We start from the raw sequence: 11,106 nt of genomic DNA, 5'->3' as shown, positions 1-11,106 counted from the left end.
ACGCGGGGGACCAGCGCATCCAAAACCGTTCGGGATGCGCGCAGTGCCGGGCAGTGGGTCCAAGGCTCACTCCTGCTCACTGATTAGGAACGGTCGAGTTCCCTGGCGTGCGGCATGACCCGGACCGTAGTGGAAGGACGCCCGGCCAGGGGCGGGATACGAATGCGTGCCACCCTTTCGGGGCGAGTCGCCCCGGGTGGGACCGGGAGGAATGCGATCGTGTCCCGGCGGGTTTGCATCAGCGGCACCACACGAACGACGAGCACGGCGTACTGAGCGGAAGAAGTAGTCATGGGCGAGCTGATCCTGATCCGGCACGGCGAGACCGAGTGGTCCCGGTCCGGGCAGCATACGAGCCACACCGACCTGCCCCTGACGGAGCTCGGCGAGCGCCAGGCCCGGGCACTCGTGCCCCTGCTGGAGGAGCGGAAGATCGGGCTCACCCTGGTCAGCCCTTACCTCCGGGCCCGCCGCACGGCCGAGCTGGCGGGGCTGGCGTCCCCCCGGGAAATGCCTGACCTGCACGAATGGGAGTACGGCGCCTACGAGGGCATCACCACGGTGGAGATCCGCCGGACCCGCCCCGACTGGGACCTCTGGAAGGACGGCGTCGCTCTCGGCTCCGACGAGGACCACCCGGGCGAGTCGCCGGCCGACGTAGGGGCCCGCGCCGACCGGGTCCTGGCCGAAGTCCGCGCGGCGCGGTCCCGCATCGGGGACGACGACATCGTGCTCGTCGCCCACTCCCACTTCCTGCGCGTCCTCACGGCCCGCTACCTGAATCTGCCCGTCACCGGTGGCGAGCTCTTCCAGCTCGCCACGGGCGCCGTCTCCCGTCTGGGTACGGAGCACAACAAGCCGGTCATCAAGTCCCTGAACATGTCACTGCCCGAGCGGCTGTTCAAGTCGATCGACTGACGCGAGGAGATCGCGCACGAACGGCCGGCACCTCGCCCCCGAGGTGCCGGCCCGTTCCGTGCGGCGCGCCGATGATCAGGCCGCCTGCTTCTTCAGTGAGGTGAGGTGGGCGAAGACGACGACATTGGCCGAGTAGCCGTTCTTCTTGTCGAAGCGTCCACCGCAGGTCAGAAGTCTGAGCTCCGGACGGCCAGTTGGCCCGTACACCTGCTCGTCCGGGAAGTTGTCCTTCGTGTACGTCTTCACCTTGTCGACGGTGAAGACCGCGGTCCGCCGGTCCGCCCGGGTGACCTTCACCGTGTCGCCGCGGCGCAGGACGTTGAGATTGAGGAAGATCGCGGGCCCCGTCGCCGTGTCGCGGTGGCCGACGAGCAGTGCCGTGCCCGCCTCCCCGGGTGACGGTCCTTTTCGGAACCACCCCACCAGCTTGGGCCTGGTCAGGGGCGGAGCGCCGAGCCGGCCTTTGGAGTCCAGTGCCAGGCCGGTGACCGGAGCCTCGATGAAGATCGCCGGAATGGCGACCTTCAACGGACGGGAGTGCACCAGCGGGGCGTGCGAGGCAGGCACCTTCTCCTGCGGCTTGTGCGGCGCCCTCCGGAAGGGTGGCGCCCCGCCGCCCGCGGCATCGCTGCCGCGGGCGGCGGTGACCGACGAGGCGTCCTCGGGCGAGTCGGAACACGCCCACACGACGCCGGTCACCAGCGAGAAGGTCACACTCAGGGTCATCGTGAGCCGGCATGCGCGACTCGGACCCCGCCGTCGCCGTCGGCCGCGGGTGTTATGCCTCGTTGCGGGCACGACGCCGGGCGGATCGACGGACCATGATCAGCCCCGCGACTCCGGCGGCTCCGGCCACGAGCGCCGCCGAGGTCCCGATGTTCGAGTCGCTCTCGGAGCTGACACTCGTCATGTCCGGGACACCGCCGCCGCCCGCGGGGACCGCGCCGGACGGCTTGTCGTAGATCTCAGCGGCACCCTTGTCGCTGCTCTTGTCGGCCTGCGCACCGGTCTCGGACGAGCCCCGGCCCTCGCCGCCCTCCGCGCGGCCGCCGCCCGAGCCACCCTGGCCGCCTTCACGCTGGGGCCGGGAGCAGTCGACCTCGAAGCTCTTCTGCTTCAGCGGCGCGCCGGCCACCAGCCACGTGAGCTGGTACGTGCCCTCGGGCAGGAGGTACTCCTGGCTACGGGCCTTGCCGTTGATGAGCGGCAGCGAGGCCGTGAGCGTGTCGCCCGGGGGAACGGTCGGGGGCTGCTCGGTGATCGTCCACGTGACGAACGGCAGCGCGTCGAAGTTGTTGGCCACGAGTGCGAACTTGCAGACCTCGACGCCGTCGCGGTCGCCACGGGAGTGCCAGCTGACCGAACGGATGTCGATGTCGCCGCTCTCGCCGACGGCGAACGCGGCGGGAGCACCGGCCAGAGTAGCGACGCCCGCGACCGCGACTGCGGCAGCGATCTTGACACCCGTGCGGGAGCGGACGGAAGCGGAAATGCGCATGCTAGACCCCTTCGAGCCGAGATGATTGTCATACTGATCACCTGATCGCCTAAGGGATGACATGGATCAATGAAAGAGTCTTTCGGCACACCGTGGAATCGCCCAGAAATGCCCTGATCGGCCCAAGAGGCACGTGAGGTGAGCACGCCGCACGGCACGTCGAGGCCGGTGGATGACCACCGCATGGTGGTCGACGGGATCCGGTTCGGACCGGACCGGGCTACGGGGTGAGGAAGCCGCGGATCCTTCGGCGCAGTCCTTCTGCGTCCAGTCCGTGCGCAGCGACGTGCTCGCGCCAGGTGCCGTAGTGGCGCAACTCCGCACGTGCCGTGCCCAGCGGGAGAATGCGATGGGGCACACCTTGCAGCGCCTCGTTGGCGGAGTTGGCTGACGTGCCGGCCAGATATGGCTCTACCAGCACCACATCCGCTGCATCCGTGCCCGCTACTGCCGTCCGAAGCCCGGCCCCGTCGAAGGGGCGCACCGTCGAGGCGTACAGCACTGTCACATCCATTCCCTTCACCGCGTCAAGCGTTGCATCGAGCAGCGGTCCCACCGCGACCACGACCCCGGCGCGGCCTTCGCGCAGCACCTGGAACCGGCCCGGAGACACCGGGTGGGCGGTGCGGTTGCACTGCTCGCTGAGGCGTACGTACACCTGGTTGTCCGCGGCGGACGCGTGCCTGATCAGCGCTTCGGCCTCGTCGGGGTGGCCGGGCACGTGAATGGTCCAGCCGTCGAGGGTGTCGAGAAGGGCGACGTCGCCAGGGGATTGGTGCGTGCGGCCGCCGGCAGAGACGTCGTACGAGGCACCCGAGCTGACCAGTACCGCACCTGCTGCCTGGTGGCTCAGGTCCAGCTTGATCTGTTCGAAGGGGCGCTCGATGAGGAAGCTCGCGAAGGTATGAACGATCGGGCGCAGTCCGGTCAGCGCCAGACCGCCGGCGACGCCGATGAGCAACTGCTCGCGGATGCCGACATCGATGACGCGGTCCGGATGAGTACGGAGAGCATCTTTGAAGCGATCGCTCGAGATAGCGGCCAGGACGACCGCCAGCCGTGTGTCTTCATCGAGGAGGTGGGTGGTGACATCGGTGAATCGCTCACGCATGGTATCCATGGAAGACGTCATTTCGTGTCGGCTTGATCAGTATTTGCGTTCGACGCGGGCGATGACTGCGTGTGGCCGCCCGGCATGTGGCGTCGTGAAGGCCTGGTGGAGGGCCTCGTGATCGTGGCCGTTCACGGTCATGGCAGACCATCCTTCGGTGGCGAAGCGTGAGGCGAGTCCGCCTCGCCAGCCGAACTTGTCTGAGTCGTTGTCGATCGCCACGACGTGCAAGTTCTCCAGTCCGGTGGCCCCGGCGAAGGCGAGCGCCTCGTGGTTGCTCCCCTCGTCCATCTCGGCGTCGCCGACAAGCACCCACACATCACTGTCGGTCAGCCCCTGCGCCCGCAGCCCCAGGGCGGTCCCCACTGCGATCGGAAGCCCGTGACCCAGCGAGCCCGAGCCGATCTCGACGCCTGGGACGAGCATCCGGTCCGGGTGGTGGCCTAGCGGCGAGTCGAAGGTTCCGAAGCCCGGAAGCCACTCTTCCGGGATGAAGCCTTTGGCGGTGAGCACCGCGTAGTACGCCATCGGGCCATGCCCCTTGGACAGCAGGAAGCGGTCCCGGTCGGCAACGTTCGCGGTCTGCGGGGTCACCCGCAGTACGCGGTCGTATAGCACCCACAAGGCGTCGAGGGTGGAGGTGGCAGCCGGGCCGTGCTTCTCGTCGCCGGTCATCAGCGACATCAAACGCCGCAGACCGGCATGGTTGTACGCGGTGTCCGCGCTGGTCGAAGACATGGTGTGAGTCTGCAAGTTCAAGTCCGCTTGAAGTCAAGCCGGTACTATCCGACCCATGAGCAACTCTCCCTCGCAAGGCCGCCTCCTCGCGATCGGCGAGCTCGCCGCCCGCAGTGGCGTCGCCGCCTCGGCGCTGCGCTATTACGAGGACCTCGGCCTCATCCGGTCCGAACGCACAGCCGGCGGACAACGCCGCTATCCACGAGGGACGCTTCGCCGCGTTGCGTTCGTCCGTGCTGCCCAACGCGTCGGCCTGTCCCTCGAAGCGGCCCGCACGGCCCTCGCCCGGCTCCCCCAGGACCGCGCTCCCGACACAACCGAGTGGAACGAAGTCGCCCACACCTGGACCCTGCACATAGACGAACGGATCGCCGAACTGCAACGGCTGAAACGCAAGCTGACCGGTTGTATCGGCTGCGGCTGCCTCTCACTGCGCAAATGCGGCCTCTACAATCCCGACGACATCGCCGCAGAGAAGGGCCCCGGCGCGCGCTATCTCCACGGCGAAGAGCCTGTCCGGCCCTCCTGAGGGATCGCGGGACAGCCCCCGGTGTCCTGGAGTCTCGGAGGCGCTGCACGGCCATTCACCCGGTTGAGCCCGGACGAGTTGGTGGTTGAAGCAGCGCGTGAGGGAGCCGCCTCAACCTCGACCGACCCCCGCCCACTTCCGGCCGAGGAGCAGGGCCGGCATCGGCCTGGCCACGGCCGATAGCGACCAGCGCTCGCTCCAGGACTTCCTGGACCTGACCGAGAGGATCGATCGGCATCACCCGGATTCATCCAGGAGCGGAGCCGCCTGCTGTCCTGGTGATCCTCGGCAACAGGCCGGCCTTCCAGGGGCATGAGAGAGCACGGGCTGAAGACGGCCCGTCGTGACCGCCTCCTTGGTCCGGACGAAGAGGGGGCGGACCACCCGTGTGGGGTGGCCCGCCCCCGATATCAGGACCGGACGTAAGGCTCAGGCGGTCAGGAGATCAGTTCGATCTCCGCCAGCGTCGCGGCGGCGTCGCTCACCAGCCGGTACTTCGAGTACGTCCCCGGCGCGTGCACCGAGAACACCCGGGTCTGCTTGTCCCAGGCGAACGTCTGGCCGGAACGCTTGTCGAGGTCCTTCCAGGCCTTCCCGTCAGCCGACCCCTGCAGCACCCAGCCCGTGGGGGCCTTCGCCGCGGAGGCCGAAGTCAGGGTGTACTGAACGGCGTTCGTGCTCGTCGCGACCGGCAGGTCCGCCGTCTCGACCGTGACCGAGGTGGCGGAGGAGTTGTCGTAGAGAGCACCGTCGCCCTTGAGCACGTCGCCCTTGGGCGCGGGCACCTTGTCGTCCTTGGTGATGGAGACCGGGGCCGCGTCCTTGCCCGTGCCCCAGGCCGACGGCTTGGAGCCCATGTCGAAGTCCAGCACGCCGCCCTTGGCGAGCAGGTCGTGCGGCAGCGAAGTGGAGTTCCACTTCCTGCCGTTGACCTTCAGACCCTGGACGTAGATGTTCGTCGAGCTGTTCTTCGGCGCCTTGACGACGAGGTCGCGGCCGTTCTCCAGGTGCACGGTCGTCTTCGTGAAGAGCGGCGAGCCGATCGCGTACTCGCCGCTGCCCATGACCAGCGGGTAGAAGCCGAGCGAGGAGAAGAGGAACCAGGCCGACTGCTCGCCGTTGTCCTCGTCGCCGTGGTAACCCTGGCCGATCTCGCTGCCGGTGTAGAGCCGGCCGAGGACCTCACGGACCTTCTCCTGGGTCTTCCAGGGCTGCGAGGCCGCGTCGTACATGTACGTGGCGTGGTGCGCGACCTGGTTGCTGTGGCCGTACTGGCCCATGCGGACGTCGCGCGCCTCGGTCATCTCATGGATGACGCCGCCGTAGGAGCCGACGAACTCGGGTCCGGCGGTCTCCGGGGTGGAGAAGTACGTGTCCAGCTTCTTGGCGAGGCCGTCACGGCCGCCGTAGAGGTTGGCCAGGCCCTTGCTGTCCTGCGGGGCGGTGAAGGCGTAGCCCCAGCCGTTGGTCTCCGTGTAGTCGTAGCCCCAGACGCGGGGGTCGTACTGGTCGGAGGGCAGGCGCCAGTCGCCGTTCGCCTTCTTGCCCTGGAAGAAGCCGGCCTTGTCGTCGAAGAGCTTGACGTAGTTCCGGGCGCGGTTGAGGAAGTACTCGGACTCCTCCTTGTAGCGCTCCTTCTTCGTCTTCTTGTAGAGCGCCTGGCCCATCTGCGCGATGCCGTAGTCGTTGAGGTAGCCCTCCAGCGACCACGACAGGCCCTCGTGCGTCGAGGTGTTGGCGTATCCGGTGAAGACCGAGGTGTCCATGCCCTTGCGGCCGACACCCGAGGACGGCGGGGCCACCGTGGCGTTCTTGACCGCCGCGTCGTACGCCGCCTCGGCGTCGAAGTCGACGCCCTTGACGTACGCGTCGGCGAAGGCCACGTCCGAGCTGGTCCCGGTCATCAGGTCGGAGTAACCGGGCGAGGACCAGCGGGAGATCCAGCCGCCGTCCTTGTACTGCTGGACGAAGCCGTCGACCATCTTGCCGGCCTGCTTCGGGGTCAGGAAGGAGTACGCCGGCCATGTTGTCCGGTAGGTGTCCCAGAAGCCGTTGTTGACGTACACCTCACCCTTGACGATCTTCGCGCCGGTGTGGGTGGGGGTGTCGGCCCCGGGCTGCGGCGAGAAGGGACTCGCGTAGGTGCTCGTGCCGTCGACCTGTTCGAAGCCCGAGTTCGGGTAGAGGTAGAGCCGGTACAGGCTGGAGTAGAGGGTGGTCAGCTGGTCGGCGTTCGCCCCCTCGACCTCGACCTTGCCGAGGATCTTGTCCCAGGCCTTCTGCGCGTTCTTCCGCACCTTGTCGAAGGAGGTCTTCTCCGGAAGCTCCATGGCGAGGTTCTTCTTCGCCTGGTCGACGCTGATCAGCGAGGTGGCCAGGCGCAGGCCGACCTTGTGGTCCTTGCCCGCGTCGAAGCGGAAGAACCCGGTCACGTCGTCACCGCCGCCCTTCAGCTTGCCGCTGTCGGTGACCGGCGCGTCGAAGGAGCCGTACACGAAAAGTCGGGTGGCCCCGGTGGAGCCGCCGCTCTTCACGTCGGAGTAGCCCGTGAAGGAACCGGTCTCCGGGTCGAGGGTGAGGCCGCCGTCGTTGGAGATGTTGTCGAAGACGAGGCTCGCGTCGTCACCGGGGTAGGTGAACTGCATGCGCGCCGCGTGGTCGGTGGGCGTCATCTCGGCCTTGAGGCCGTTCTCGAACGTCACGCCGTAGTAGTGGGGCGTCGCCGTCTCGTTCTCGTGGCGGAACGGCAGCGCGCGGGCCGTGCGGGAGGCGTCGGGGGTGCCGGCGGCCGCGGACGGCATCATCTGGAAGGTCTGGCGGTCACCCATCCAGGGACTGGGCTCGTGGCTGGCGCTGAATGCCTGCAGGGTGGGCAGGTTGTCCGCGTTGTTGCCGCGCGAGTAGTCGTAGAGCCAGCTCGTGGTGCCGGCGTTCGTGACCGGCGTCCAGAAGTTGAAGCCGTGCGGCACCGCGGTCGCGGGGAAGTTGTTGCCGCGCGAGAAGCCGCCGCTGGAATTCGTGCCGCGCACGGTCGAGGCGTAGTCCGAGAGGTGCGCCTTGCGCTTCTCCGCGGCCTTCGGGGCGATCGCGATGTCGTCGATCCAGCCCTGGAACTTCGACGGGCCCTTGGGGGAGTCGTACGCCACCAGGATCCGGTCGACCGTCTTGCCGGCGGCCACCGAGCCGATGCGTGAGGCGACCTTGTTCCACTGGTTCACGTACAGCCGCTTGGCGTCGGCCTGGCCCTGCGGGGTGAGCAGCCCGCCGTGGGTGTCGGTGGCCTTCAGCTCGCTGAGGTACGTGCCGTCGGTGAACGCGAGGTCGACCGCCACGTGCGTGGCGGGGTAGTCGAGGTCCGTCTCGGTCATCTGCGGATAGACCAGGTAGGACAGCTGCGTGTCCTTCGTGACCGCCGTGTCGACGTCGAAGACCTTGTTGTACGAGTAGGCCCGGCCGTCCGGCTTGTGCGTACCGGCGTACCGCAGGGCCTTCTTGCCGGTGAAGCCCGCGCCCTGCTTGGCGGTGGGGGAACCCGAGGGCCCGCGGTCGGCCTGGGAGCGCATCTCGGCGGGGACGGGCGTGGTCGTGTCGCCGTCGGAGAACTGGACGTCGGAGAGCTGGGTCGCGTCCGACGCGCCGTTGTTCTTCGTGATCTCCAGCCGGAAGTGCTGGTAGGCGGTGTCCGTCTCGAAGTCGTACGACTTGGTCTGGTGGCGCTCGGAGAACGCCTCACCGGTGCGCGTGTCCAGGTCGGTCCACGACTTTCCGTCGGCGGAGCCCTTCAGGGTCCAGTCCTTCGGGTCCCGCTCGGCGTGGTCGTTGGCCGAGGTCAGGGCATAGGTGACGACCTTGGTGGGCTCGGAGAGGTCGAACTCGACCCAGCCGGTGGTCGCGAAGGCCAGCCACTTGCTGCCCGGCTCCACGTCGACCAGGTTCTCCTTGACCTCACCGGAACCGGCGTTCTCGCCGCTCGCGCGCAGATCGGTGACCCGGTCGGTGACATTCCCCGGAATTCCGGCGGTGAAGCCACCGTCGACACCCGATGCCCGCTTCTTGCCGTCCGGGCCCTCTTCGACCGTATTGCGCCAGTCCGGCTGCTTCTCGTCGGTCTCGAAGGAGGAGCTGAACGACGTGTCACGGGACGGCTTCTGGGCGACGCCGGACGGCTGGGCGAGCGCCGCGGTGGGCGCTGCGAGGGTCAGCACGAGAGAGGCCGCGAGGACGGCGGCCGAGTGGCTTTGTCTGTGGCGCGAGCCTTGCTGGGGACCACGTAGGGGCTGCATACGGAGCCATTCCTCCCGGGGCTTGGACAACGTTGTCACTACGGGATACGCGTTCCAGTAGGGAGCCAAGTGACCGGATGTGTCAAGGGTGTTGCACAGGGGTGCCCTGATGATTCGACCGTATTGCGAGAAACGGTGCTTTCGCGTGAGGGCGCGCGGTGCCGAGGCGTCTGCGAGGTCTCAACTCGGGAAAGACTGCCGCTCAACCATGCATTCGATCTTGCTCAGTTGGCCGCAAGTGGACTATACCTGTCGGCGTCTGCACAACCGCCTCACAACGGCGCGCGGACGCGGGGGAGGGGGCACGGCTGCGAGGCGCGAGAAGCGGTTCGCGGTACGGGCCCCGGAACTCCTCCACTGCATCCGGTACGACGAAATGTGCACGACCCAAGCGCAACTGACCGCGGTGGCGGGACCCTTCGCCTGAGGCGAATTCACCATGGGTGACCGGTACACCGCCTGAGTCCTGTAGAAGGCGAGGACTTGAGCATGGGATCCACCTCAGGCCGCACGAATGAGGGCCTTGGCCGTCGCGATCTGATCAAGCGTTCTGCCGCACTCGGCCTGATCGCTGTTCCGACGATGAGCTTCCTGTCCGCTTGCGCGAGTAGCGACGGCGGAAGTGACGACAAGGTCGAAAAGGGCACCAAGAGCGCCAAGAACCCGCTCGGTGTCAACGAGACCGCGGCACTCGAGGTCGTCATCTTCAACGGCGGTTTCGGTGAGCAGTACGCCATCGACGCCGAGAAGAAGTACAACGCCGCCTTCCCGAAGGCGCCGAAGGTCAAGCACGCCGCGACCGAGAAGATCCAGTCGACGCTGCAGCCGCGCTTCAACGGCGGCACCCCGCCGGACCTCATCGACAACTCGGGCGCCGAGCAGATGGACATGGGTGTCCTCGTCGGCAAGAAGCAGCTGCTCGACCTCACGCCGCTCATGGACGCCCCGTCCTACGACGACCCGGCCAAGAAGGTCCGCGACACGCTCCGCCCCGGCGTCCTGGAGATGGGCCAGTTCGACGGCGACCCCGTCTGGATCATGTACTACGCGTACACGGTCTACGGCGTCTGGTACTCCCAGACCAACCTCGAGAAGCTCGACGCGACGTACCCGGAGAACTGGGACGACATGCTCGCGCTCTGTGAGAAGGCGAAGAAGAAGGGCATCGCCGGCTGGACCTACCCCGGCAAGTACCCGTACTACCTGCCCTTCTCGCTGTACCCCTTCATCGGCAAGATCGGCGGCCGCGAGGTCCTCGACAAGATCGACAACCTCGAGCCGAACGCCTGGAAGGACCCGGCCGTCAAGGCCGCGTTCGAGGCGTACTACGAGCTCTACAAGAAGGGCTACATCCTCAAGGGCACGCCCGGCCTGACCCACATCCAGTCGCAGACCGAGTGGACCAAGGGCAAGGCGCTCTTCATCCCGAACGGCTCGTGGGTGGAGAACGAGGCCGCCCCGACCACGCCGGACGACTTCAAGATGATGGTCGGCGCGCCGTCCAGCCTCGACTCGTCCGACAAGCTGCCCTTCGGCACCATCTGGGCGTCCGGCGGCGAGCCCTTCGTCGTCCCGGCCAAGGCGAAGAACCCCGAGGGTGCGATGGAGCAGCTGCGCATCATGCTCAGCGAGGACTCCTCGAAGAACTTCACCAAGTCGGTGAAGTCCCTCAGCGCCTTCAACGGCGGCACCGACGGGCTGACGCTCTCCACCGCCATGCAGTCCGGTGTCGACGTCCTCAAGACGGCCGGCGACAACGTGGTGAACCCGCGTCTGCAGGACTGGTACGTGAAGCTGCAGAAGGAGCAGATCGGTATCGCCGGAATCGGCGAGATGATGGCCGGCCGCGCGACCCCGGCGGAGACCATCAAGAAGATCCAGGCCTTCGCGGACGCCGCCGCCAAGGACCAGTCCATCAAGCACTACAAGCACCATTGAAACCTCCCCCTCGTGAACGGGGGGGATTCCTGGCTCACTTCGCCTGACGCCTAGCAGGTGGCAGGGCTTACAAGATCAGCACCAGCCGGGT

At 67.4% G+C, this 11,106-nt stretch carries 8 protein-coding genes; 3 read left to right on the top strand and 5 right to left on the bottom strand.

The window, feature by feature from the left end; genetic code table 11:
- Positions 1-291: 291 nt before the first annotated feature.
- Positions 292-918 carry a histidine phosphatase family protein gene (locus ACFU5K_RS29580; protein WP_384067070.1) on the top strand — a complete coding sequence of 209 codons (627 nt, stop codon included), beginning with the start codon at positions 292-294 and terminating at the stop codon, positions 916-918.
- Between the two features lie 75 nt (positions 919-993).
- Here ACFU5K_RS29580 and ACFU5K_RS29575 read toward each other — a convergent pair whose 3' ends face one another.
- From ACFU5K_RS29575 to ACFU5K_RS29560, 4 genes are all read right to left on the bottom strand, one after another.
- The gene (locus tag ACFU5K_RS29575) at positions 994-1,644 is read right to left on the bottom strand and encodes a class F sortase (RefSeq protein ID WP_384067067.1); all 651 of its coding nucleotides are present in this window, start codon (positions 1,642-1,644) and stop codon (positions 994-996) included.
- Positions 1,645-1,696: 52 nt separating this feature from the next.
- A complete protein-coding gene (locus ACFU5K_RS29570; protein ID WP_384067064.1) occupies positions 1,697-2,416 on the bottom strand; it encodes a hypothetical protein in 720 nt (239 codons plus the stop codon).
- 220 nt (positions 2,417-2,636) lie between these two features.
- Positions 2,637-3,536: a transketolase family protein gene (locus ACFU5K_RS29565; RefSeq protein ID WP_384067073.1), complete on the bottom strand. Its 900-nt coding sequence runs from the start codon at positions 3,534-3,536 to the stop codon at positions 2,637-2,639.
- 27 nt (positions 3,537-3,563) lie between these two features.
- Positions 3,564-4,265, bottom strand: a complete 702-nt coding sequence (locus ACFU5K_RS29560) for a transketolase (protein ID WP_384067061.1) — start codon at positions 4,263-4,265, stop codon at positions 3,564-3,566.
- Between the two features lie 55 nt (positions 4,266-4,320).
- Between ACFU5K_RS29560 and soxR the strand changes: the two genes are divergently transcribed.
- On the top strand, positions 4,321-4,794 hold the full coding sequence (soxR, locus tag ACFU5K_RS29555) for a redox-sensitive transcriptional activator SoxR (RefSeq protein ID WP_384067058.1): 474 nt from the start codon (positions 4,321-4,323) through the stop codon (positions 4,792-4,794).
- Between the two features lie 437 nt (positions 4,795-5,231).
- Here soxR and ACFU5K_RS29550 read toward each other — a convergent pair whose 3' ends face one another.
- Positions 5,232-9,077 carry a GH92 family glycosyl hydrolase gene (locus tag ACFU5K_RS29550; RefSeq protein WP_384067055.1) on the bottom strand — a complete coding sequence of 1,282 codons (3,846 nt, stop codon included), beginning with the start codon at positions 9,075-9,077 and terminating at the stop codon, positions 5,232-5,234.
- A gap of 489 nt (positions 9,078-9,566) precedes the next feature.
- On the opposite strand from ACFU5K_RS29550, the gene ngcE reads away from it, so the two are divergent.
- A complete protein-coding gene (gene ngcE / locus ACFU5K_RS29545; RefSeq protein ID WP_384067052.1) occupies positions 9,567-11,015 on the top strand; it encodes an N-acetylglucosamine/diacetylchitobiose ABC transporter substrate-binding protein in 1,449 nt (482 codons plus the stop codon).
- Positions 11,016-11,106: the final 91 nt, after the last annotated feature.

This window comes from Streptomyces sp. NPDC057428, from assembly GCF_042803195.1.
GTDB lineage: Bacteria > Actinomycetota > Actinomycetes > Streptomycetales > Streptomycetaceae > Streptomyces.
This window is presented reverse-complemented; position numbering and strand designations above follow the sequence as displayed.